Origin of the sequence: Candidatus Sodalis pierantonius str. SOPE (genome assembly GCF_000517405.1) — a bacterium.
Classification (GTDB): domain Bacteria; phylum Pseudomonadota; class Gammaproteobacteria; order Enterobacterales; family Enterobacteriaceae; genus Sodalis_C; species Sodalis_C pierantonii.
On record NZ_CP006568.1, the window covers coordinates 3,730,478 to 3,754,860 of the forward strand.

Here is a 24,383-nt window from a genome sequence, read left to right on the forward strand (position 1 = left end):
ACCTCAGGACATAGGTTGCAGGGGACGGTGGCGGTACGCCCAGACCATCATAATCACGCCGGCCAGTATCATCGGCAGCGATAAAATCTGCCCCATGCTGATGACGCCGCTAAACAGGCCCAGTTGAGCATCCGGCTGGCGGAAAAATTCCACCAGAATCCGAAAGGCGCCGTAGCAAATCAGGAACAAACCGGAGACGCTGCCGATAGGCCGCGGCTTACGGATAAACAGATTGAGAATAATAAACAGCACCACGCCTTCAAGCAGCATCTCGTAGATCTGCGACGGATGGCGAGGCAGCACGCCGTAACGCTCAAACAGCGCTTGCCACTGCGGATTGGCCGGCAGCAGCACCAAATCTTCCTCTCGGGAACCGGGAAACAGCATTGCCCAGGGCGTATCGGTGGTGACCTGCCCCCACAGCTCGCCGTTGATAAAATTCCCCAAACGGCCGGCGCCCAGGCCGAAGGGCACCATCGGCGCGACAAAATCGGCCACTTGGAAAAAATGGCGGCGGGTGCGATGTGCGAACCACAGCATCACTACGATGACGCCTATTAAGCCGCCGTGGAACGACATGCCGCCGTCCCAGACCTTAAATAGGTAAAGGGGATTATCGAGAAACAGCGGCAGATTATAAAACAGCACATAACCGATACGGCCGCCGAGAAACACCCCGAGAAAACCGGCATAGAGAAGATTCTCGACTTCTTCTTTGCGCCAGCCGCTGCCGGGGCGATTCGCGCGCCGAACCGCCAGCCACATGGCAAAGACGAAGCCCACCAGATACATCAGACCGTACCAGTGCAGGGAAACCGGGCCCAGGGAAAAGATCACCGGGTCAAACTGAAGAAAGGCCAGATAATGAGTCGTCATTCATCACCACAACGTCGTCGTTTTTGTTATCCGGCCGCCGGATGCCGCGGCGGTCGCTGTACATGCCGCGCAGGCGCTTTCCCTGCGCGGCGTGAAGTGGCGTATCATAGCATAGCGGCGCGGCGGCGAGAGTCAGGGGATGTAAATAACCGCCGGCAGGTGTAACGATTCCTGCTCAGCGGCCGCCCCGAATCAGGCCGCCCAGGCAGCGCCGCTCCATGAACGCCGCCACCTGATGGCGGACTTCGATGCTGTTTTGCGCGCCAATGACCCGCTCCGCCAGTCCCTGCGCCTCGTTCAGCGCCACATTGCGCAGTAAATACTTGATGCGCTCCACGCTACGGCTGTTCATGCTCAGCGTACGATAGCCCATGCCCGCCAGCAGCAACGCGCCCATCGGATCGCCGGCCATTTCGCCGCACAGGCTACATGCCAGCCCCAGCCGCGCCGACTCGCTAATGATTTTTTGCAGCACCTGCAACATCGCCGGATGCAGACTATCGTACATCGCCGCCACCCGGGTATTATTGCGATCCACCGCCAACAAATACTGCGTCAGGTCGTTGGTGCCGACCGACAGAAAATCCACCCGGTTCACCAGCGCCGGCAGCATAAACACCATGGCCGGCACTTCCACCATAATACCGATGCGCGGCTTGGGCAGCGCATAGCCCAGCACGTCTTCAACTTCGCGTCCGGCGCGGTCGATGAGCCGGCGCGCTTCGTCAATCTCATCGACGCTGGTTATCATCGGCAGCAGAATACTTAAATTGCCGGTAGCGGCGTTGGCGCGCAGCATCGCGCGCACCTGGATAAGAAAAATCTCGGGCTGGTCAAGGATAATACGAATACCGCGCCAGCCCAGGCAGGGATTTTCCTCGCTTATCGGCATATAGGGCAGCTGTTTATCGGCGCCGACGTCGAGAGTCCGCAGCGTCACCGATTTACCGGGGAACAATTGCAACATCCCTTGATATTGCGCCACCTGCTCCTCCTCCGAGGGGAAGCCGTTTTGCAACATGAAGGGAATTTCCGTACGGTACAGGCCGATGCCGTCCACCCGATTATCGAGGCGCTGCTCATGTTCCGCGCTCAAACCGGCGTTGAGCATCACCTGGATGAGTTCGCCGCTTTTCAGCGCCGCCGGCTGCTCCACATCATCTTCCGCCAGCCGGGTGAGTTCACGCTCTTCGCTCACCAGCCGCTGATACTCCTGCACCAGCACCGGCTCTGGATCCACCAGCAGTTCACCGCGGTAGCCGTCGACGATCAACAAGCGCTGATTAAGCAGCAGCGGCTGAATATCGGCGCCCATCACCGTCGGGATCCCCATCGCCCGCACCAGGATCGCGGCGTGGGTATTGGCGGCACCGTCGCGCACCACCACCCCCACCAGCTTATCCTGCGGCACTTCGGCCAGAAGCGCAGCGCTCAACTCGTCGGCCACCAGCACGAAACGTGACGGCCACTGAACAACATTGCGGGCGCTGTCATCAAGATGGAACAGCAGTCGCTGGCCGAGCGCGCGCAAATCGCCGGCGCGCTCGCGCAAATAGCTGTCGCTTAGCAGCGCGAATTGCTCGGCGAAACGTTCAATCACCAGCTTTACCGCCCACTCAGCCACCGCGCCGCCGTCGATTTCCGCAAACAGATCGCGTTTCAGGCGCGCGTCATTGAGCAAATGACTGTACAGGTCGAACACCGCCGCGCTGTCTTTCTGTGCGCTGGCGGTAAACCGCTTGCTCAGACGGCGAAATTCGGCGACGGATTCGTTCAGCGCCAGCGTCAGCCGTTCGCGCTCGTGGCCGCTGTCCAGCGACGATGCCTGATAAACCTGGTCGAGGGAGGGCTGACTGCTATCCACCCAGCCCTGAGCGATGGCCACCCCCGGCGCGGCCGCCAGGGCGCGAATCCGGGTCTGCCGGTACTGGCTGAACAGCGCGTTGAGCTGCGACTGGGATAGAATGCCGGCCATCTGCGTGGCCAGCGTGACCATAAACGATTCTTCGCTCTCGTCGAACTGCCGGTGCTCGCGCTGCTGCACTACCAGTACGCCGAGCAACTGACGGCGCTGAATAATCGGCACGCCGAGAAATGAACGAAAACGCTCCTCTTTCACCGCCGGAATGTATTTAAAACTGGGATGGGTATGGGCGTCCGCCAGGTTAATCGGCTCAGCCAGCCGTCCGACCAGGCCAATAACCCCTTGGTCAAATGCCAGCGTGATCGTGCGCCCGCGCGGTTTATTCAAACCGCGCGTCGCCATCAGGTAATAGCAGCGACGATCGTTATCGGCCAAATAAACCGAACAGACTTCGGTATTCATCGCTTGACAGGTTTCATTAACCAGAATGTCAAGTGAATCCGACAGACGTGGCGCGGCTGCGACCTTTTCAACGATTTCCCGCAAACGCGTGAGCATAATCTGCGTGACTTAGCCTCTTTTCCGTCTGTGTGCCGGCGCGGAACGCTGCGCCGCAGTTTCCTGCAGCGGCATCACGACGCCGGAAAATTCCTTCATTACCCGGCGGTACACGTCCCGTTTAAAGGAAACGACCTGACGTACCGGGTACCAGAAGCTGACCCAGCGCCAGCCGTCAAATTCAGGGATCCCCCCGCGCTGCATATTGATATCCGCATCCGGACACATGAGCTGTAGCAGAAACCATTTTTGCTTCTGACCAATACACACCGGCTTGGTGTCCCAGCGGACCAGCCGCTTGGGAAGTTTATAACGCAGCCAGTTACGCGTCGAAGCCAGGATACGCACATCTTTGCGGCTCAGACCGACCTCCTCGAACAGCTCGCGGTACATCGCCTGCTCCGCGGTCTCGCCAGCGTTGATGCCGCCCTGGGGGAACTGCCAGGAATGCTGTCCGTATCGCCTGGCCCACAGCACCTGCCCGTCGAGATTACAGATTACAATACCAACATTCGGGCGGTAGCCATCATCATCGATCACCGGACTACCTCGATTACATAAAATGTAAGATGTTCCGATTGTTTCATACTCGCTCTAAACGGTAAACCACTGCTTTTCACTAATCGTCGGTGAATAACACTCTTCGGGGCGCTTAATGGCGCCGAGTTATAAACAGTTATCGGCGAGCGGGCGCCACTTTATGCACTTTTTCTGTGGATAGGTTTGTGTGCAACGCTGGATTAGATGGGTAAAACTTTTCGCCAAACGCCCGTGCTGGGGATAAAAAACAAAAAAATAGAGAAGAAGATCAACAGACTAAAACGTTTACTCTCGTCACGAAAGGCGCGCCGCCGCGGTGAAAAATCTCTTCACCGGGCATGGATAAAAAACAACCATCGATGATTTTATCCACAGAAAAACGGATCGACGTCGCAAATAAATGGACAAATAGGCGCTTTGTTGAATAAATCCGAAATTTGTGACGACTTCCTTCCTATCAGGGCGATTGTTACATGATGCGGACGCTGTTTGGCATTCCTAACAGTGTGATCCGGTTAAGTGCTTTAACCATTGCCATTGCCTCACCTACCTGCGCGTCATAGTCATGCAGACTCAGATGACCACCCAGAAGTGTTTTAAACCGGAACATGGCCGTTTCAGCCAGTGAACGCCGGTGATAACCTACTTTCTTTTTCCAGGTATCGTTATTGCCGCTCAGATGCTGATTTGCCACCGCATGGTTACGCTCATGGTATCGAGCTGGCCAATATTGCGCACCACTTCGCGGTGGGATAAGAGGCTTTATTTTTTTCCTCAGCAGAGCATCATGACAGTAACGCGTATCGTAAGCACTGTCAGCCGACGCTTCCCTGATTTTCCGGTGGGTTTGGTTAATCAGCCCGGGCAGCGCCTGCGCATCTGTCGTACCGCTTAGCGATAAATCGGCACAGATAATTTCATGTGTCACGCTATCTACTGCCAGATGAAGCTTGCGCCATACTCTGCGCCTCTCAGCCCCATGCTGCCTGACTTTCCATTCGCCTTCGCCGAAGACTTTCAGGCCGGTGCCATCGATGACCAGGTGTGAGATTTCGCCGCGGGTTGGCGTTTTTATGCTGATGTCGACGGTTTTTGCTCGCCGGCTGACCAGAGAGTAATCTGGGCAGCGCAGCGACAGCCCCATCAGTTTAAAAATCGAGTCAACGAAACCCTGTAACGCCCGGAGCGAAAGGTTAAACACGCGCTTTATCATCAGAACCGTGGTAATGGCCATATCGGTGTAGTGAAGCGGCCGGCCACGATGTTCAGGTGGTGTACTCTCAGTCCATGCAGCAATGGCTGACTCATCAAGCCATACTGTCAGGTCCCCCCGCTGCCTGAGCGCATTGTTATATGCGGGCCAGTTGGTAATTTTAAACTTTTGCTTTGCCATGGGGACCTGATGTTGAAACGAATGTAGTGATCAGAGCCGCCAGTCACCTAAAAGTTCGATTTATTCAACAAAGCCACAAATAGGCTAAAAATGGCGCCGTCAAGGCTGTAAATAGAAGGGTCTTCCCCTGTTGTGGTGGCTAAGGGCATTATGATGGCAGTCTTGATTTTTGAGGAGTCTGCCATGGACGAAAAGTCCCTCTATGCCCATATCCTTAACCTGTCCGCACCGTGGCAGGTACAATCCCTTTCTCTTGATGAAAAATCTGGATCAGTGACGGTAATTGTCGGCATTGCCGAGCACACACAACTGGTCTGCCCAACCTGCGGTAAATCCTGCTCCATACATGATCACCGGCGTCGCAAATGGCGTCACCTCGATACCTGTCAGTTCACCACGCTGGTTGAGGCTGATGTCCCCCGCGTTGACTGCCCCGAGCACGGTTGCCAGACACTGCCTGTTCCCTGGGCAGGGTCAGGCAGCCGCTACACCTTGTTGTTCGAAGCCTTTGTTCTTTCATGGCTGAAAGTCAGCACCGTGGATGCTGTCAGAAAGCAGCTCAAACTCAGTTGGAATGCCGCTGACAGCATCATGATGCGCGCAGTCAAACGAGGCTTGGCCCGGATAAAACAACCCTTATCCGCCCGTCACTTCTGCGTGGATGAAGTCGGGTTCAAAAAAGGACACCAGTACGTCACCGTTATCTCTGACAGGCAGGGACGCGCTTTGCAACTGACCGACGACCGCGGTGTAGAAAGCCTTGCCAGTTATCTGCGCAGCCTGAGAGATCACCAGCTTGATGAGATAAAAACGCTGTCTATGGACATGAACGTGGCCTATATCAGTGCAGCCCGCATCCATCTCCCCAATGCCGTCGATAAAATCGCTTTCGATCACTTCCATGTGGCAAAAATGTTGTGCGCCGTCGTTGATAGAACCCGTCAGGCTGAGATGAAACAGATCCCGTCGTCAGACAGGAAAGACGCCCACTGCTCACGCTATCTATGGTTTTACAGCAAACAAAATCGCCTCGGGTGCCGGACAGAGAGGTTAGAAGTTGCCCGGCTGGTGTTACCCCAAACGAGCCTGTGCTGGGTAATGAAAGAGCTTGCTCACGATCTGTGGCACCGCCGCTATGACAATCATAGCCGTAAGCTGTGGCAGGAATGGATGGCGATAGCTAAAGACACCGACATACCGCTCATGGCCAGCATTGCCCGCATGGTGGCAAAACGCCTTTACGGCATTCTGAATGCAATGAAAAACCGGGTATCAAATGGGAATGCGGAGTCCCTGAACAGCAAAATACGGCTGCTCAGGATCAAGTCACGGGGCTTCAGGAACAAAGAACGTTTCAAGCTGGGCGTAATGTTCCACTATGGGAAACTAAATATGAATTTTGAGCAACCATTTAAGGGAGTTATAAAATTTTTTTGCTGGTGATGTTGTATTCGCTCGTCATTCTCCTTTTCTTTTTCCTTTTGCCACATATTGCTGCATCCCGGATCGCTAGGGGTAAGACAATATTGAGTTTTATCAACTTGAGACTCACTTTTCTCCCAAGATAATTTTGGCGTTACCTCTGGTGACAGTGAATAGTCTTTCTTATCAGTGTAATATATCATATTTGGTGAGGCCGATGCTGCAACACCATGAAGCAGTAAGATAAATGGGGCATATGCATATTTTTTTAAGCATGACATGAACATTATTCCTTTAAACGTAAATACGTTTGACATCCATATAGAAGTCCAAGTTCCGGCCAAAAGAATAAGTAAAGTAAAAATGCAGAACTGTCGATTGAGCCACCACAACAGGGGAAGACCCAAATAGAAACAGTACTCGTCGATTGACCGGGTTATCCCGCAAATCTGTGGATAACCTGGTGTAAGATCCTGTTCATTGTTGCCCGTAGCGGGTGTACAACTGCAATCGGGCTTGCGTCCTGCCCGTCAAGGTCATTAAAAAAGAGCTTAAAATCATGCTATTATTATTTTTTCTCCCGCCGCCACACGCGTTAGCGGCACGGATGTGCCGCAGGTGCTTAGTTTTTATTCAGTTCAGGACCGCGAAATGAACAGCCCGATTCCGCTTTCCCTTGCGTCCCACCCCCCCGCCGATGAAAGGGAACTGCTGCGTCGCGCCGATGCGCTGGCGGGTTATACCTTGTGGGAGTTATCTGCCCAGGCCGGTCTGCCGATCCCCGCCAATCTTAAGCGCGACAAAGGGTGGATTGGCGTCCTATTGGAACGCTATCTGGGCGCCAGAGCCGGCAGTAAGCCCGAGCAGGATTTTGCCGCCATCGGCGTAGAGTTGAAAACCATTCCGGTAGACAGCGGCGGACGGCCGTTGGAGACCACCTTTGTCTGCGTGGCGCCGCTGACCGGCAATAGCGGCGTGACCTGGGAAACCAGCCACGTGCGTTATAAGCTGGCGCGGGTGCTCTGGATCCCGGTCGAGGGCCTACGGACGATCCCGCTGGCGCGACGCCGCATCGGCGCGCCGCTCCTGTGGAGTCCGAACGCGGAGGAAGAGCTACAGCTGCGACGCGACTGGGAAGAGCTGATGGATCTTATCGTGCTGGGCAAGGTGGAACGCATCACCGCCCGCCACGGCGAAGTGTTACAGCTGCGGCCAAAAGCCGCCAACGGACGGGCGCTGACCGCCGCCGTCGGTGAGTTTGGCCAGCAGATCTTAACGCTGCCGCGCGGTTTCTACTTGAAAAAAAATTTCACCGCCCAGCTGCTGGCGCGCCATTTTCTATTATAACCGCGTTTTCTCTTGCCAGCCCACCGACAACACCGCGTATAATTATCGTTTATGTTTCGTTTAGGTGAATGTGTGTAATGCTTGATCGGATTGCCGATCCGGACGCATGGCTGGCGTTGGGAACCCTGACCATTCTGGAAATCGTCCTGGGTATTGATAATATTGTTTTCCTGTCCGTGGTCGTCGCCAAACTTCCTCCCTCACAGCAAAGCAGCGCCCGCCGCCTGGGTTTGTTTGGCGCCATGGTGATGCGACTTGGCCTGCTGGCCGCTATCGCCTGGGTCAGCCATCTGGTCAAACCGCTGTTTTATCTACTGGAACACCCTATTTCCGCCCGGGATCTGATTTTGTTTTTCGGCGGCATTTTTCTTATCTGGAAATCGTGCCAGGAGATAATGGAATCGTTCCACGGCAGCGCTGGCGGCGAGGACAGCACGGTCCAATCCTATCTCGGCGCCATAACTCAGATCATGATGCTCGATATTATTCTCAGCCTGGACTCGGTCATCACCACGGTAGGCCTGTCCTCCCATCTGTTTATCATGATGGCGGTGGTCATCATCGCGGTGGCGATAATGCTCTTTGCCGCCCGCCCTATAGGCGAATTTGTCGATAGACACCCGTCGGTCAAAATGCTGGCGCTGGCGTTTTTGATTTTGGTTGGCGGCGCGCTGATTCTGGAAAGTCCGGCTATCGACGTGCCGAAAGGGTATATCTATTTCGCCATGTTTTTCTCGCTGGCGGTGGAAACGCTGAATCTCTTACGCAATAAAAAAGCCGGCCAGCGGCCTTCCTGCCCGGATGCCTGAACGCGCCTCGACACTCAATGGAAAATGGCGCGGGAATTTTCGCCCGCATCGCTAGTCCAGCCGGTGTTTTTTGCCTATGATGTTAACGATGTAGGTCTCTTAATGGATGGAAAACGATAATGAAAACACGCTTTCTGCTGATGCCCGGCGTTATTCGGCGTCGCGCTGCTTGCCGGCTGCACCAGTGATGACGTCATGGCGACCTAAAGATGGCCAGATGATATTGACCGACGGCAAGCCTGAAATCGATAAAACTACCGGTCTAATCCGTTATACCGACGAACGTGGCAACGAAAGGCAAATCAACGGCAACGATGTTTCGCAGATCATCGAAAGATGATCCCTGCGCCCGGCAGCGCGCCGCAGGTTTAATTTTCCCCTTCTCCCCCCGCCTCGGCTTGGCTATAGTCAGTCAAGGCGGTGCGATCACGCCTGTACGTTTACGTCACTGAGGAACCTGCCCTGATGTTTTATCACCGTATTCCCCATAGTTCTTTGGAAGTCAGCGTGCTCGGCCTGGGTACCATGACTTTCGGCGAACAAAACAGCGAAGCGCAAGCCCATGACCAACTCGATCTCGCTCTCGCCAACGGCGTTAACTTAATTGACACCGCGGAAATGTACCCCGTACCACCCCGTCCTGAAACCCAGGGGCTGACGGAGCGCTATATCGGTAGCTGGTTAAAGCGCCGCGGTCAGCGCGAAAAGATCGTTTTGGCCAGTAAAGTGCTCGGCCCGGCGCGCGGCAACGATTTGGAGGTCCGGCCGCAGCAAATGCTGGATCGCAAAAACATCCGTCAGGCGCTGGAAGACAGCCTGCGGCGCCTGAACACCGATTATCTGGATTTATATCAGGTGCATTGGCCGCAGCGCAGCACCAACTGCTTCGGCAAATTAAACTATCGTTACACCGATGAGAAACTGCCGGTCACGCTGCTGGAAACGCTGGAGGCCCTGAATGAGCAGGTCCGTGCCGGGAAAATTCGCTATATCGGCATTTCCAATGAAACCCCTTGGGGGGCGATGCGCTATCTGCAGTTGGCGGAAAAGCACGGGCTACCGCGCATTGTCACGGTGCAAAATCCCTATAGTTTGCTCAACCGCAGTTTTGAGGTGAGAATGGCGGAAATAAGCCAGTTTGAGGGGCTGGAGCTTTTGGCCTACTCCAGCCTGGCGTTCGGCACCCTGAGCGGCAAATATCTGCACGGCGCCCGGCCGGCCGGCGCGCAGAATACGCTCTTTAGCCGCTTTATTCGCTATAGCGCCCCGCATACCCAGGCGGCGATCGCCGAGTATGTCGCGCTGGCGAACCGCCACGGGCTGGATCCGGCGCAAATGGCGCTGGCGTTCGTTCGTCGTCAGCCGTTCGTCGCCTCGACGCTGCTTGGCGCAACCACCCTCGAACAGTTGCAAAGCAACCTTGACAGCCTGACGCTGGATCTCGACGAGACGCTGCTGGCTTCACTCGAAGAGATTCACGGCCGCTACACCTTCCCCGCGCCCTAAAATCGGCGCGCCGGGCGGGGAGCGCGGCGCCGGCGCTAACGCGAGCGAGTGAGTGAGTGAGTGAGTGAGGCAAACAAAACGCCGTGCAAACGCCAACGCTCACGCTGGCCAACATGCATAAGCACAACGCAGCGCAGATGCTAGCCGGCCCACGCCCGTATGCAGAACACAGCGCGGACGCTAACACCGGCAAGGGAGGCGCAAGGCTTGCCCTGGCGCTACCGTTGGCCGTCGCGCGCCTCCCCGCGGCTAAGCCACCAGAGCACGGCGATCGCCAGCGCGAACAGCAGACCGAAACCTACCCCTATCGCCGCCGCTACCTGTAATGACACCACCAGCGTATACAGCCCCAGCATCAGCAGCATGGCAATATTTTCGGCGAAATTTTGCACGGCGATAGCGTTGCCGGCACCGACGCTCTGCTGTCCACGGTGCTGCAACAGGGCGTTGAGCGGTACGATGAAGAAACCGCCCAGCATACCGATAACGGCCAGCAGTCCATAAGCGGGCAGCAGGTGATGTTGCACGCTGAAAATCACCACCGCGCCGCCCAACACTATTCCCGCCGGCATGCAGCGGCGTACCGTTTCCAGCCGGATAAACCGGGCGGCGGCGGCGGCACCAAAAACAATGCCCACCGCCACCATAGCGTTCAGGGTGGTCGGCGTCGTGTTATCCGTAATGCCCAGCGCCACCGGGACCCAGAGCACCTGCAGGAAACGCAGCGTCACGCCCGCACCCCAGAACAAACTGGTTCCGATAATGGCGAAGCGAGTCTGACCGTCCCGTCCCAGGAGACGGCAGTGATCGTAAAAAGCGCGCATCATCTCCAGCGGCCGGTGGTGAGGACGGGTGCGCGCCGCCGTCAGCCGAGGAATAAACAGGTTGGCCAGCATCGCTAATCCATAAGTCAGCGCGCAAATCGCCAGCGCGCCGGCGACATGCCAATCCGCCAGCACGCCGCCGGCCACCGATCCGATGAGGATGGCGGCAATGGTAGAACCTTCCATCAACCCGTTGGCCCGCACCAATTGGTCACCGGTGGTCAACTCGCCGAGAATGCCGTATTTGGCCGGGGAGTAAGCCGCGGCGCCGACGCCCACCAGACAATAGCCCACAAACGGATCGCCGCCGAAACAGACGAGTAGCGTGCCAACCAGTTTCACGCCATTGGCCACCATCATGACCCGACCTTTGGGGAAACCATCGGCGAAATGACCGACGAACAGCGCCAGGACGATATAGGCGCCGACAAACAGCATTTGCAGTATCGGCTGGCTCCAGTCGGGATAGTGCAGCGTTTTCATTAGCGCCAGAGTGGCGAACAGGAGCGCGTTGTCACCGAACGCCGAGAAAAACTGCGCCACCATCACCGCCATCATCGATCGTGACCACTGTCCGCCCGCCGGGGCCCCGTCATGGGAAGACATCATGCATCAGACTCCGGCTTAGCCGCCATTTCGCCGAGGGTGACATAATCGGGTTTACCGCTGCCCAGCAGCGGCAGCGACGCGATATGCCGGATGTCGCGCGGTACAGTAATTTCCGCCGCGCCCTGCTTACGCGCCTGCTGTAACAACTTATCCCGCGTCAGGCCGGCGTCGGTGGTAAAAAGCACCAGTCCCTCCCCGCGCGCATTATCGCTGCGGGTGGTGGCGCCGTGCCGGGCGTCCGGCGATACGCTGAGCGCCAATTGCTCGACGCTCTCCAGCGACACCATTTCTCCCGCCAGTTTTGCGAAGCGTTTTACACGCCCTTGAATCGTACAAAAACCCTGCTCGTCCAGCGTGACGATATCTCCGGTGTCATACCAGCCCGGCTCGCTCTGCCCGTCGGCGTTCTCGGCGGCGGGCGGCTCCAGCGCGCCGCCGCTACCGACGCGCAGGTAGCCTTTCATGATATTCGGCCCGCGCAGTTGCAACCTCCCCCCATGCTCGATACCCTCCACCGCAATCAGCCGGGCATCCATGGCGGGCAGGATCTGGCCGACGCTATGCGGCTTGGCCGCCATCGGGACGTTGATCGCCACCACCGGCGCGCATTCGGTGACGCCGTAGCCCTCCAAAATACGCAGCCCGAAACGTTCCTGCCACAATTGGCGGGTGGCATCGGACAATTTTTCCGCCCCCGCCACCACATAGCGCAGACGGGCAAAGTCGTACGGGTGGGCGAAACGCCCATAATGGCCAAGGAACGTAGAGGTGCCGAACAACACGGTGCAGTTCTGATCATACACCAGTTCCGGGATAATCCGGTAATGCAGCGGACTGGGATAAAGCAGTACCTGGGCGCCAGTCATCAGCGGCGTAAACAGCCCCACCGTCAGACCGAAGGCGTGGAACAGCGGGAGCGCCGATATAAATTTGTCCCGCGGGGTAAAGTCGGCCACGGTACGTATCTGCTCTATATTGGCCATGATGCTGCGGTGGGAATGCACGACCGCTTTCGGCGTGCCTTCGGATCCGGACGTAAACAGAATTAGCGCGCTATCGTCAGGACGCTGCGCCAGCGCGGCCCGCGCCGGCGCCAACAGATGACAAAGGGTCCACAGCTTGTCGTACAGCGTCAGGCTGTGGCGCAGATCCTCCAGGAATACCCAGCGCGCGCCGGTCACCTGCGTAGGCAAATCCGTCAAACGCGCTTTATCGAGAAACTGACCGGGAGCTGACAATGATTTTCAGCCCGGCGGCGTCCACCGCGTGGTTCAGGGCGCCGACGCCGACGGTATAGTTCAGCATGGCGGGCACCCTGCCGCGTATCAGCGCACCGATAACCGCGGCGGCGGTGATGGTGGCGTTCGGCAGCAACAGACCCACATGTTCACCCGGCGCGGCCAGGCGCTGCAAAATCCGGCTGACCCCCAGGCTTTTTTTCAGCAAAACATGATAGTTGTCGATTTTCAGCGTCATGTCGGTCATGCAGGGCTTGCTGTCGCCATAGCGCCGCATCGCCGGCAGTAAACCGTCATACAGCGTCAGCGCAGGACGCGAAGCCATACGCGCCGTCATACACCTTCATCAGCGCGCCGGTAACGGTCAGCCGCCCCTCTGGAAATACCACCACCGGCCGGCCTTGACCGACGGCCTTGATCAGTTGTTTGATGCTGTGCGGCCGGGTGGGGTTGAGCGAAATAATATCGGCATAGCGCCGAATCAGGGGCATAAACCAGGCGTTGTCCAAGGTGGTATAAATCGCGAACACCGGCTTTACCGGTAAAAACACCGCCAGTAGAATGCCATCGAGAAACGAGACATGATTAGGGGTCAACATGACCCGGGGTTGCGTCAACAGGCGGGTATCGCCAATGATTTCGACCCGGTACATCAGCCTGAACAGCAGACGCAAAACCTTAAAAAGCATGCCATCTCCTTATGTATCTCTTCTGGCGGGGTCCGACATGGCAACGCCGGCGCGCCGGTCATCCGCCCGCGGGGAGCGGCTCGCTCGCCGGGCCGATGAACGGACCCTACCTCATCATTATATCGATTAATCTTATCAGGTTAAATGCATACTGCACCGGCAACGCCGCGCGGACGACTCTAGACCGGCATGAATTCGCCAAGGGCGCGCCGCTGTCCGCCATTGGCGTCGACGTTGTCATTCGCCAGCCAGGCGATATAGGCGGCCCAGATGGCCGGCCAGTCCGCGTCAACGATGGCAAACCAGCTGGTGTCGCGATTGCGGCCCTTGGTGACGATCGCTTGGCGGAAAGTGCCTTCGTAGCAAAATCCCAGCCTACGCGCGGCCTGGCGCGACGGTTCGTTCAGGCTATCGCATTTCCATTCGCAGCGCCGGTAGCCGAGGGTATCGAACAGATACGCCAGCAGCAGCGCGATGGCTTCGGTGCCCATGCGCGAACGTCGCATTCCCCGCGACCAGTTCACCCAGCCGATTTCCGCCACGCCGTGCGCCGGTTCAATACGCATCAACGCCACCGTTCCCACCGCCCGATCGCCATCGAGGTCCACCACGGTGAAGAAAAGCGGATCTTCGCTGGCGGCCAGACGCGGCACGCGGGGCGCTCCACCGGCAGGTAAGTCCAGTCACGGCCGTCTTCCGCCTGTGCCCAGGCGTCGTATAACATATCAAAGTGCGCCGCCGTCAGCGGCTCCAGCCGGCAGCTGCGGCCGGTCAGCACCACGCGCTGCGGTTGGGGACGCGTTTGCCAGGCGCACAGGGCGTCACCAATCGGTTGGTCATACTCATTATAAGCAGGCATAGGCGGTTATCTCCGGCGAGGGGCCACGCAGGACGGGCCGTAAAGGTTTTCATCGGCGGCAGGAATACTAGCAGACCCGCGCGGGGAAAGCGCGCGTCCGGCGCAAAGCGGGGAAAAGAGAGGGATCGCGGGCAAAAAAAACCTACGCGTCCGAGTAGGTTGGTGCAACTGAAATGGTTTCAACATACAGAGTATGTTGATTTCTCACCAATCAATACCTCTGGGAGTACACACTCTAATGCCCCTGACGCCTCATCACTACCAAACAATCGCAAGATTACCGCTCGAAGTGAAACCAACTGTAAAAATTGTCCCAGGACAATAAACATCTCGCCCGGCAGGGTCGCTTTCGCCACCGCCGCGGAAAAGACGGCGACCGCTGGCAGGCCAGCCGGCGACGACGGGCATCGTCAAATCATAGGAATGACAGGCAAATAGCGGCGGAACCCTAGGAGACAGCTCATGGCGTTCGCCCCTTGCACGCGCGGTGAGGTGCCGCCCCCCGCCTCATGCCCTCCTGCTACGTCGCCCCGGGCGGACAGCGGCTGACCTCCACCAGACAGCTCATGGCGTTCGGTCCCTGCGTCAGCGGCGAGGTGCCGATATCCAGCGTCAGCACGTTGGGATTGCCGGACTGTTCCGTGGCGGGCAAGTCGTCCTCCCGCCAGGTTGGGGTAAACCAGGCGCCGGTCGCCATCAGCGTGACCCCTGGCGCCACGCTATCGCTCAGTCTGGCACCCGCCAGAAAACGGCCGCGATCGTTGTACACGCTGACCTGCTCGCCGTCGGCGATGCCGCGCCGGGCGGCGTCCGCGGGATGCAGGTAGAGCGTCTCGCGCCCGGCGGTTTTGTTGGCCTGCGCCAGTGGCGCCGGGTCTAATTGACTGTGCAACCGATCGTGGGGCTGGACGGTGATAAGATGCAGCGGATAGCGCGCTGCACGATCATCCCCCAGCCATTCCGCCGGCGGACGCCATTCCGGCAGCGGCCCAAAATCTTCGTAGGCAAAACCGGCAATGGTTTCGCTGAAAAGTTCGATACGGCCGCTCGGGGTATGCAACGGATGCCGCTGCGGATCCTGGCGAAATTCCGCCATAAACACATAGTCTTCCGCGGGAGCAGACACCTCCAGATAACCTTGCCGCCAAAAAGCGTCGAAAGACGGCCAGCGGTGGCCAGCGGCGGCATGGGATAGCGCGCTTTGCTGATATAACGTCTCGATCCAGCCACGTTCGTCGCGCCCGCCGGTAAAGGCTTCCCGATAACCGAGACGTTCCGCGAGTTCAGCGAAAATGATGAAGTCATTGCGCACCTGATGCAGCGGCGCCACCGCTTGTTGCATCGCCAGGACATAGCGATCGCGCGATGAGCCGCCGATATCGTTGCGCTCCAGCGAGGTCGTGACCGGCAGCACAATATCGGCTAGCTTGGCGGCCGGCGTCCACCAGATATCCTGCACGACGACTGTGGCCGGCTTGCACCAGCCCGCCAACAGCCGGTTCAGTTGCTGATGATGATGGAAGGGGTTGCCACCCGCCCAGTAAATCATGTCAATAGCGGGATAACGCCGCTGCTGCCCCTGAAAGCTGTACTCACCGCCGGGATGAAGCAGCATATCAGCAATGCGCGCGACCGGTATGGCCAGGTCGGCGGCCGGGTTGACGCCTAACGTCAAACTGGGGGCCAAGGCGTCCAGCCGTGGATTACCCACGCCGTTCATTGAGCCGTGACCGAAGGCGAAACCGCCTTCCGGCAGGCCTATCTGCCCGAGCATCGCCGCCAGCGCAATCACCATCCAATAGGGTTGCTCGCCGCGGTGGGTGCGCTGAAGCGCATAGGCACAGGTCATCATGCTGCGGGGCGCCGCCATCAGTTGCCGCGCCAACCGCCGAATACGCTCGGCGGGAATGCCGGTAATCACGCTGGCCTACTGCGGGATTTTGGCTAAACCGTCCCCTGTGCCGCGCAAATAGGCGGCCAACTGCGGCCAGCCGACGCAATAACGCTCAAGAAACGTCTCATCCTGCACGCCGTGATGCTGGATTTCCCAAGCCAGCGCCAGCATCAGTGCCGTATCGATATTCGGCCGGATAGGGATCCATTCCGCGTTAAGAAAGGCGGGACAGTCGTCCCGCGTTGGGCTGATATTGATAACCGGCGTCCCTTTGGCGGCCAGCTTTTCTAACCAGGTCTGGAGCGAATGTTCGCCGGCGCCGCCGGACGAAACCTGGGTGTTTTTTAACGCCAGCCCGCCGAAGGCGATAAACAACCCACAATGTGCAATGACGCTCGGCCAACTGGTCACCCTACCGGTTAACGGGCTATAGCTGCCGATAATATGCGGTAAAAAGAACTGGGCCGCCCCCCAACTGTAATTACCCGCCTGATCCACCGCACCGCCGCCGGCGAAATGAAAACGCCGCACCAGCGAGCGGGCGTGATGGACCCGGCCGGTGGAGGACCAGCCATAAGAGCCGGTAAAAATACCTTCGGTGCCAAAACGATCCCGCACCCGGCGATTCTCTTGTGCGATGAGATCCAGCGCGCGATCCCAGCCGACTTCGACGAAATCGTCACGGCCGCGCAAGCCGCGATCGCTGTTTTCCCGCGCCGCCAACCAGGAGCGACGTACCGCCGGTTTACGGATGCGCTGGTCGGAATAGAGCATGGGCGCGATAGACGCCAGCATCGGCGAGGGGTGCGGGTCGTGCTTAAAAGGGTCGCAGCGCAGCAACGTGCCATCCTCTACGACTGTGGTAAAGGCTCCCCAGTGCGCCAATTGCGGAAAACGTGAAATCGCCATACCCTGCTCTCTTTAAGCCGGTTAATCTGGCGGGAAAATACCATTTCTTCTTTGGCGCGCCAAAATACTTCGCCCGGCCAATGACCGGAAATAGTCGCCGCGGTGGTTAATTTTTACCGCATCATGCTAACTTCTTGCGGTTAAGGTTATTTTCCGCGAAACTAGCGAATGTAAACGATGACTTCCCGACGTCGGAAATGTGCTCATGGCCACCATAAAGGATGTCGCCAGACTGGCGGGCGTTTCAGTCGCCACCGTCTCGCGTGTGATTAACCATTCGCCGAAAACCAGCGATGGATCGCGTCAGGCGGTCATGCAGGCGATGGAGCAGTTGCAATACCACGCCAACGCCCGCGCGCTGGCGCAGCAGTCCACGGAAACCTTGAGGCTTATCGTCGCCGATGTGTCGGATCCGTTTTTCGGCACCATGGTCAAGGCGGTGGAACAGGTCGCTTACCAGACCGGCAATTTTCTGCTTATCGGCAACGGTTATCATATTCTGGATAAAGAGCGCCAGGCGATTGAGCAGTTGATCCGCCACTGCTGCGCCGCACTGGCGGGGCATGCGCAAATGATCCCGGCTGACGAGCTCAATACGCTGATGGCGCATATGCCGGGCATGGTGCTTATCAACCGTATCTTGCCCGATTACGCCGATCGCTGCGTGGCGCTGGACGATCGCTACGGCGCTTGGTTGGCCACGCGCCATCTCATCCAGATGAGGCATCAACGCATCGCCTTTATCTGCTCTAGCCATAGCATTCCCGACAGCGTCGACCGCCTGCGGGGGTACCGGGACGCGCTGGAGGAATTTCACATTGAACTGGATGAAAAGCTGATTGCCTATGGCGAGCCGGATGAGGTGGGCGGGGAACAGGCGATGACCGAGCTTCTGGGCCGCGGCCGCAATTTTACCGCCATTGCCTGCTATAACGACTCGACAGCCGCCGGCGCGATGGCGGTACTGAGCGATAATGGCATTGAGGTGCCGCAGGATATGTCGCTGGTCGGCTTCGATGATGTGCTGATATCGCGCTACCTGCGGCCCCGTTTGACCACCATTCGCTACCCGGTGGTGGCCATATGGCCACTCAGGCGCCGCCGCTCGCGCTCGCGCTGACCAACGGTGAGCCGCTGCCGGAGATAACCAATATGTTCAGTCCGACGCTGGTGCGTCGCCATTCCGTGGCGCCGCCGGCGGCGTAGCGCCTCTCCGACATTGTTGGGTATTTATTGCGGCCAACCGCGCGGCAGCGGTGAATACCAGCAACATTAACCCCGCGGCGCCATCACCTCCCTCCCCGCAATGCTGTGCCGGTCACTGGCCGCGGAATTGAAGCCACTGTACCGGAAAACGGCCGGTTTGCCCGGCAGCGGCGTTGACGGCGCAGCCGCAACGGGGCAGAGGCAGAGCGGGGACGTTAACACTTTTTTACCCTGACTCGTCTGATTTAGTGTTGGCTTCGCCGGAGTGAGAAGCTACTATGCGTGGCACCTTATCATTCTATTAACATGCGAATCACATGTCGTTTTATTCACCCAAAGAAGTCGCCGCAATTGCCATGCATACCGGCGTCGCGAAAAGTCAAGCCTCCCTACCGGTACTGCTGGTCCTGGGCGTCATGGCGGGCGCGTTTATCGCCCTGTGCAGATTCCGACGTATCCGATCAGCTGTTCCGGCGACATCCGATCAGTTATTCCGATATTTTCCGATCACCCATTCCAGTGATATTCGTTCACGTGTTCGCTCATCTTCTGACTCGGGTTTAGTCTATTTTTCCTGTGCTGGCTACTCCTTGCTCTTTGCGTAGTGATTCGCCTTTAAGTTCCAGTCTATAGCTGGGGTGTACTAACCGATCGAGTAACGCGTCAGCTATCGTGGGGTTTTCTATCAGTCCATACCATTTTTTCACCGGCAGTTGACTGATCAGGATGCTGCTGCTTTTGTCGTAGCGATCTTCCATCACCTCCAACAGCATCGTTGCCTGCATCGGACTTATTGATTCTAGGCCCACGTCGTCCAAGATCAGTAACTCTATTTTTTCTAACTGCTTAAGCTGTTTTAGATAGGTCCCGTCTACCTGACACTGGTGAAGATGGGCCAGCAACCGACCCACTCGCCAGTAACGCACGCTATATTGCTGCCGGCATGCCTGCTCACCAAGCGCACAACTGAGCCAGGTTTTGCCCGTACCTGTTGGCCCCGTGATGAGTATGCTTTTCTGATATTTCAGATATTGTCCCCCTAGCAGATCTCGCATCTGTTCCGGTGTCACTCCTCGGCTAGGGATATAGCGGATATCTTCCGGTTTTGCCTGCAAGCGCATTTGCGATTGCCGTCGCAGACGGCATATGTGGTTATTTTTTCTATGCAAATTTTCCGCTTCTACCATCAGCGACAACCGCTCCTCGAACCCCAGCTCCCCATAACTCCCCGGGAGTTCGCGTTGCGTCTCCAACGCCTGGACCATTGCCGACAACTTCAGCTCTCGCAGAGCCATTAACAGTGTATCCATATTTATTCTCCTTAGTGATAACTGTCCGGACCTCGGAGGTTTTCGTGAACCAGCATTGATACGCCGGCTCCGTCCTGGGTGACCTCACTTTCACGACCGTGTTTCAATACGTTGGCTATGAAAGAGCGGTTAATGCACCCTTTCTCCAACGCCAGCGCGCAGGCCTTCTCCAGTCGCGTCGTCTCATAGCGCCGTTGCAGATTGAGTAGCCCCAGCACGGAGCGGTAAGCCTGCTCCGGATGGGCTTTGCTCTTTTGGATGGACTCGACCACTTTCAGTGTGCACACACCCACCGACAGCGCCCAACTGCACAGCCTTTCCGGCGTCCACTGACTCTGCCCCTTATGGTTAGCCGGCATGTGCGCCGCCTGAGTCGTGTGCCTATAGGCGTTATCGCTGCGAGGGTGCGTAGCCACGCAGACGCCCTTATGGTGGATTTGCACCAGCCGTTGGGTGGCGATGACGTCAACGCGCTCGCCAACCAGCGGATGCGGCACCGAGTACCAGTTTTTGCCGTAGTCTATGTGGTAATCAGGTCCCACTCGGGCAACGAGATACTCACTGTATTCCCATTGTGTGGGCGGTAGAGGCCCAAGAGCCGGTTTGTCCAGCTGCTCGAAGCGTTCAAGGCGACTTTGTCCGCCGTAATGACGCATCGGGCGCAAATTCAACTCATGATTGAGTTCTCGTATCACCTGGTTGAGTTCGGCCAGCGAGTAGAACCTACGTTTACGCAACCGGGCCAAAACCCAGCGTTCTACCAGCTGCACAGTTGATTCTGCTTTCGCCTTGTCTTTCGGTTTTCTCGGGCGCGCCGGTAGCACCACTGTCTCATAGTGATTTGCCAGCGCCTGGTAGCTCTGGTTTATGACCGGCTCATAGCGGTCAGGGGTGCTGACAGCGCTGCGCAGATTATCAGGTATCATCAGCTCCGGAACCCCACCCATGAAGTGCAGGCAGCGGCTATTGGCGTTGAGCCACGATGCCATGTCCTGGCCTTCGCAGGCTTCGATATACGCATAGCCTGACACGCCCATGGCAGCGACGAAGATAGCGACCTAGCGTACGCTACCGGTCGCAGGGTTGACGATAGGTACGGTGGGGCCACAGAAGTCGATGAAGAGCTTTTCGCCAGCCTTGTGCTCCATGCGCATGGAACGCCGCTGCTTCTTTTTCCAGTCACGGAACAGTGCACAAAACTGTGAGTAACCGAGGGCATCACCGCCCACGGCGGACTGATATTCCATCCAGAGCAGCTGCTTGGTCATGCCCTTGCGGCTTAACTCGGTATCGATATCAAGCCAGCTGGGTAAGGTATTGATAACTTTTCCGGATTTGCCGGGATAGAGCAGGCGGTCGAGGTCGACGGGGGACAGTTCCGCCGGCAATGGCCAGACCAGGTTAGCTACCGTGAATCGGCCGAGGATATCGTGCACGGTAGTACAGCCTATGCCGAGCGCTGCTGCAATAGTGCGATTCGAGCGACGCTGCTCGAATTTCATACGTAAGACATTAATATAGATGCACATTTCCGTTCTCGCTTTCTTCTTTTTACGTGCCATGCCATGCCCCCGGAAGCTAAAAGTCTCCAGAGTATGGCGGAACAGAAGATGAGCGATCGGACAGAATCGGAATCAGTGATCGGATGAAATCAGAATTAGTGATCGGGTAAAATCGGAATCAGTGATCGGATGTGACCGGAACCAGCACCCTGGGCTTTCTGCTGGATATCCACGTCATTTCCAGCCTACCGCCGGCGTGGGGATCGTTCGGCGTGTTCCTCGGCGTGTCGGTGTTTACGGTCGGCCTGGTTCTCACGGTATTAGCGGGCGGCGAGCTGCTGACCGGCAATATGATGACGTTGCCCATGGCGCTGTTCAGCCGGCAAATCGGCGTGCTGGCGCTTATCCGTAACTGGTTTTGGGTTACGCTCGCCAACTTTATCGGCAGCCTGATGATAGCCTGGTTCTTCGGCCATATTCTCGGTATGACCGAAGGGGCGTTTTTGGCGAAGACCGTCGCCACCGCGCACGCCAAAATTTCCGCCGACTGCACCCACGCGTTTATCTCGGCTATCGGCTGTAACTGACTGGTCAGTTTGGCGGTCTGGTTGGCGTATGCCGCCAAAGACATGGCGGGCAAAATCCTGGGCATTTGGTTTCCCATCATGGCGTTTGTCGATTTGGGCTTCCAGCACGTCGTCGCGAATATGTTCGTCATCCCGGCGGCGATTTTCGCCGGCCAGGCTACCTGGCACGACTACGTGATCAATTTTCCGCCAGTCTTCCTCGGTAACGCGGTAGGGGGCGGCATCTTTGTCGCGCTGATTTACTTTATCGCCTATCGGCCGCTGGGCGGTCAGTCCCACGCCATCCTTTGCGCATGGCCGAACGCGGCCTTTGGCCTGCCGCCCTAACGTGCCGATCGCGCATGCGTCTTCGCCGCAACCGCTCGCCAATTTCGCACCGAGCGCCCGCTTAGCGCCGCCTTGCTTCCCTCCCGCCGCAGGCCGGCGCCAGCATTGCGGTAACCTGGCTGATAAAACTGTCACGCACCGGATCGGCAATCTTTTCGTTCCACACCAGGCCGATATCCCAGCGGGCGAATTCACCGTGCAGCGGCTGGCAGATTATGTCCTGGTGCGGCACCGTCACCGCGCTTTGCGGTAAAATTGCCACTCCCATGCGGGATTCCACCATGGTCATCAAGGTACGGGTGTCGCTGATACATTGCATCTTCCGGGCGTCGATGCCGTGCGCGGCGATGAAATTATTGATTTGCAGCGCCGAACCAGGACAGGTTTCCGCATTCACGGTAAAGAGCGTGCAGCGACGCCAAAGCTGATGTAGCGGTTCCTGCTGGTGCCGGCAGCTCTTATGAAAGATAAGCGTTAAGCAGTCCGAGCCGGTTTTACGGAACGCCAGCGGCGGCGACACCGGGATACGCATAAAACCCGCCTGCAGTTGACCACTCAGGATGCGCTCTTGCTGCACCGGCGAAGAGATATCCTGTAGCCCAAGATGGATGTCGGGAAAGGCATTCTGAAAGGCGGTGATAATGGCCGGCATCACCGGCATCGCCGAAGAAATAAACCCCAACGACAACGCTCCGCGCTTGCCATTGGTCAACTGCTGGCACAGCGTCTTGAAAGCGTTGAACTGACCGATTAATTTTTTCGCGTCCTGATAAAGCTGCTGACCATGACGGCTGAGCTGGGTACCGTGATTATCGCGCAAAAACAGGACCAAATTGATTTCCGCCTCCAGCATTTTGATCTGTTTGGTCAACGTGGGCTGTGTCAGCCACAATCTTTCCGCCGCTTCCCGATAGCTCAGGCACTCAGCCAGAGTGACAAACGCCCGGAGTTGCCGAATGTCCATTCCAAACTCCTATCGCCAATTAACTTTTTTCAATTATACAAATAACCCCTTTCATGTTGAACTATCATGAATAATTAATCTGCAGGGGCCTTTCATTATGTATAAATCCTCGCGTATTATCGGCAAATAAAAAAGAGCAGCGACTTGAAATAAGCAAAAATAAACATATGCGACAAAATAATATAAAAATATCTATTATTCATCGCATAAATACATGACACCAAACTGTTGCATTCCCCCTTGCGGCCCAACGTCCACACCACCGGGGCGAGAGTGTTGCCGGCGGTGTTAATAAGCGCGATTTACCCAAGAGTGCACACAATTTTCGCCTCCTATTCATATAACAACCTGTACCGATTCAGACCATACCGGTCTTCCGCCGGGAAAAAACCAGCGGAAGTCATAGTTTGGCTATCACCCTTTCCAACCAGCGATGAGATAATTAAGGAATGATAATGAAATTAATTAAATCTAAAGCTTTGCTGTTTGATATGGACGGAACATTAGTCCACTCCACGCATCAGGTTGAATTTATCTGGCGTCACTGGTGTCGTATCAATCATATTGCGCCCCAGCAGGTACTCAGCATTTGTCATGGGGTTCGTTCGCGCGACGTCATTCATCGGGTCGCCCCTCATTTACCGCTGGAAGAACAGGCCGCGGTGCTTGACGGGCTGGAGATTGAATTTAGCGGCAAAGCGCGGGAAATCCCGGGCGCCGGCCACTTCCTCAGTTCCCTCGGCGACGTCCCCTGGGCCGTGGTGACTTCCGCCACCCAGCGGGTAACTCGGCACAGGATGACCTGCTGCCGACTGCCGTTGCCCGCGCTGATGGTGGGCGCCAATGAGGTGACCCGCGGTAAACCCGATGCCGAGCCCTATCGGCTGGGCGCGAAATTACTCGGCATCGCGGCCAGCGACTGCCTGGTGTTTGAAGACGCCCCCGCCGGCATCCACAGCGCGCTGGCGGCAAATTCGCTTCGTCGGGCTTGAGGGCGATGACATTGCGCTGGAGCTAAATCTTTCACCATGAACATCCCCTGGCGACCTCTAGCGTTTGGCAGCGGCGGCGCACCGGTGAGGTATCGACTCACCTGCCCTTCCCCGCAGCGTTTAGACGGCACTGTCGGCGCCATCGCGCCGGCGATACC

General features: G+C 57.2%; 12 protein-coding genes and 7 pseudogenes. 8 read left to right on the top strand and 11 right to left on the bottom strand.

Features of this window, described 5'->3' with window-relative positions; translation table 11 throughout:
* Positions 1 to 3 precede the first annotated feature (3 nt).
* From lgt to SOPEG_RS18560, 4 genes are all read right to left on the bottom strand, one after another.
* Positions 4 to 876 carry a prolipoprotein diacylglyceryl transferase gene (lgt, locus tag SOPEG_RS18545; protein WP_025246470.1) on the bottom strand — a complete coding sequence of 291 codons (873 nt, stop codon included), beginning with the start codon at positions 874 to 876 and terminating at the stop codon, positions 4 to 6.
* 175 nt (positions 877 to 1,051) lie between these two features.
* Complete coding sequence (gene ptsP, locus SOPEG_RS18550; RefSeq protein WP_025246471.1) at positions 1,052 to 3,298, bottom strand: phosphoenolpyruvate--protein phosphotransferase; 2,247 nt, start codon at positions 3,296 to 3,298, stop codon at positions 1,052 to 1,054.
* Positions 3,299 to 3,310: 12 nt separating this feature from the next.
* Positions 3,311 to 3,838: an RNA pyrophosphohydrolase gene (rppH, locus tag SOPEG_RS18555; RefSeq protein WP_025246472.1), complete on the bottom strand. Its 528-nt coding sequence runs from the start codon at positions 3,836 to 3,838 to the stop codon at positions 3,311 to 3,313.
* A gap of 469 nt (positions 3,839 to 4,307) precedes the next feature.
* Positions 4,308 to 5,231 (bottom strand): IS5-like element ISSoEn1 family transposase, encoded by a 924-nt coding sequence (locus tag SOPEG_RS18560; protein WP_025243865.1) that lies wholly within the window; start codon positions 5,229 to 5,231, stop codon positions 4,308 to 4,310.
* Positions 5,232 to 5,414: 183 nt separating this feature from the next.
* Between SOPEG_RS18560 and SOPEG_RS18565 the strand changes: the two genes are divergently transcribed.
* From SOPEG_RS18565 to SOPEG_RS18585, 5 genes and pseudogenes are all read left to right on the top strand, one after another.
* Positions 5,415 to 6,674, top strand: coding sequence for an ISL3 family transposase (locus SOPEG_RS18565; protein WP_025246473.1), 1,260 nt, complete (start codon positions 5,415 to 5,417; stop codon positions 6,672 to 6,674).
* 630 nt (positions 6,675 to 7,304) lie between these two features.
* Positions 7,305 to 8,000: a DNA mismatch repair endonuclease MutH gene (mutH, locus tag SOPEG_RS18570; RefSeq protein WP_025246474.1), complete on the top strand. Its 696-nt coding sequence runs from the start codon at positions 7,305 to 7,307 to the stop codon at positions 7,998 to 8,000.
* Positions 8,001 to 8,077: 77 nt separating this feature from the next.
* Complete coding sequence (locus SOPEG_RS18575) at positions 8,078 to 8,809, top strand: TerC family protein (RefSeq protein ID WP_025246475.1); 732 nt, start codon at positions 8,078 to 8,080, stop codon at positions 8,807 to 8,809.
* 165 nt (positions 8,810 to 8,974) lie between these two features.
* A pseudogene (locus SOPEG_RS25375) lies at positions 8,975 to 9,149 on the top strand (YgdI/YgdR family lipoprotein).
* A 125-nt stretch (positions 9,150 to 9,274) separates the two neighbouring features.
* Positions 9,275 to 10,315, top strand: a complete 1,041-nt coding sequence (locus SOPEG_RS18585; protein WP_025246476.1) for an NADP(H)-dependent aldo-keto reductase — start codon at positions 9,275 to 9,277, stop codon at positions 10,313 to 10,315.
* A 218-nt stretch (positions 10,316 to 10,533) separates the two neighbouring features.
* Here the strand turns inward: SOPEG_RS18585 and lplT are convergent, their stop codons facing one another.
* The 4 genes and pseudogenes from lplT to SOPEG_RS18605 form a co-directional block, all read right to left on the bottom strand.
* Positions 10,534 to 11,697: a lysophospholipid transporter LplT gene (gene lplT / locus SOPEG_RS18590; protein ID WP_038469048.1), complete on the bottom strand. Its 1,164-nt coding sequence runs from the start codon at positions 11,695 to 11,697 to the stop codon at positions 10,534 to 10,536.
* Between the two features lie 47 nt (positions 11,698 to 11,744).
* Positions 11,745 to 13,675: pseudogene (gene aas, locus SOPEG_RS18595) on the bottom strand (bifunctional acyl-ACP--phospholipid O-acyltransferase/long-chain-fatty-acid--ACP ligase).
* Positions 13,676 to 13,854: 179 nt separating this feature from the next.
* Positions 13,855 to 14,534 (bottom strand): annotated as a pseudogene (locus tag SOPEG_RS18600) (GNAT family N-acetyltransferase).
* A gap of 520 nt (positions 14,535 to 15,054) precedes the next feature.
* Positions 15,055 to 17,337: pseudogene (locus SOPEG_RS18605) on the bottom strand (molybdopterin guanine dinucleotide-containing S/N-oxide reductase).
* Between the two features lie 205 nt (positions 17,338 to 17,542).
* Here SOPEG_RS18605 and galR point away from each other — a divergent pair.
* Positions 17,543 to 18,543 (top strand): annotated as a pseudogene (gene galR / locus SOPEG_RS18610) (HTH-type transcriptional regulator GalR).
* A gap of 560 nt (positions 18,544 to 19,103) precedes the next feature.
* On the opposite strand, the gene istB reads toward galR, so the two are convergent.
* Both istB and istA read right to left on the bottom strand, forming a co-directional pair.
* Positions 19,104 to 19,853 carry an IS21-like element ISSoEn3 family helper ATPase IstB gene (gene istB / locus SOPEG_RS18615; RefSeq protein ID WP_025246478.1) on the bottom strand — a complete coding sequence of 250 codons (750 nt, stop codon included), beginning with the start codon at positions 19,851 to 19,853 and terminating at the stop codon, positions 19,104 to 19,106.
* A gap of 11 nt (positions 19,854 to 19,864) precedes the next feature.
* A pseudogene (gene istA, locus SOPEG_RS18620) lies at positions 19,865 to 21,415 on the bottom strand (IS21-like element ISSoEn3 family transposase).
* Between the two features lie 152 nt (positions 21,416 to 21,567).
* Between istA and SOPEG_RS18625 the strand changes: the two are divergent.
* Positions 21,568 to 22,269: pseudogene (locus tag SOPEG_RS18625) on the top strand (formate/nitrite transporter family protein); the annotation flags it as partial.
* 61 nt (positions 22,270 to 22,330) lie between these two features.
* On the opposite strand, the gene SOPEG_RS18630 reads toward SOPEG_RS18625, so the two are convergent.
* On the bottom strand, positions 22,331 to 23,233 hold the full coding sequence (locus tag SOPEG_RS18630) for a LysR family transcriptional regulator (protein WP_025246479.1): 903 nt from the start codon (positions 23,231 to 23,233) through the stop codon (positions 22,331 to 22,333).
* Positions 23,234 to 23,688: 455 nt separating this feature from the next.
* Here SOPEG_RS18630 and SOPEG_RS18635 point away from each other — a divergent pair, with 455 nt between their 5' ends.
* Entirely contained in the window at positions 23,689 to 24,225 is a 537-nt protein-coding gene (locus SOPEG_RS18635) for an HAD-IA family hydrolase (RefSeq protein WP_158382474.1), read from the top strand.
* Positions 24,226 to 24,383: the final 158 nt, after the last annotated feature.

Bases quoted from the DNA above. Each gene is read 5' to 3' on its own strand.
- ptsP (WP_025246471.1), bottom strand. From the start codon at position 3,298: ATGCTCACGCGTTTGCGGGAAATCGTTGAAAAGGTCGCAGCCGCGCCA.
- mutH (WP_025246474.1), top strand. From the start codon at position 7,305: ATGAACAGCCCGATTCCGCTTTCCCTTGCGTCCCACCCCCCCGCCGAT.
- SOPEG_RS18575 (WP_025246475.1), top strand. From the start codon at position 8,078: ATGCTTGATCGGATTGCCGATCCGGACGCATGGCTGGCGTTGGGAACC.
- lplT (WP_038469048.1), bottom strand. From the start codon at position 11,697: ATGATGGCGGTGATGGTGGCGCAGTTTTTCTCGGCGTTCGGTGACAAC.
- SOPEG_RS18635 (WP_158382474.1), top strand. From the start codon at position 23,689: ATGAAATTAATTAAATCTAAAGCTTTGCTGTTTGATATGGACGGAACA.
- lgt (WP_025246470.1), bottom strand. From the start codon at position 876: ATGACGACTCATTATCTGGCCTTTCTTCAGTTTGACCCGGTGATCTTT.
- SOPEG_RS18585 (WP_025246476.1), top strand. From the start codon at position 9,275: ATGTTTTATCACCGTATTCCCCATAGTTCTTTGGAAGTCAGCGTGCTC.
- SOPEG_RS18630 (WP_025246479.1), bottom strand. From the start codon at position 23,233: ATGGACATTCGGCAACTCCGGGCGTTTGTCACTCTGGCTGAGTGCCTG.
- istB (WP_025246478.1), bottom strand. From the start codon at position 19,853: ATGGATACACTGTTAATGGCTCTGCGAGAGCTGAAGTTGTCGGCAATG.
- SOPEG_RS18565 (WP_025246473.1), top strand. From the start codon at position 5,415: ATGGACGAAAAGTCCCTCTATGCCCATATCCTTAACCTGTCCGCACCG.
- SOPEG_RS18560 (WP_025243865.1), bottom strand. From the start codon at position 5,231: ATGGCAAAGCAAAAGTTTAAAATTACCAACTGGCCCGCATATAACAAT.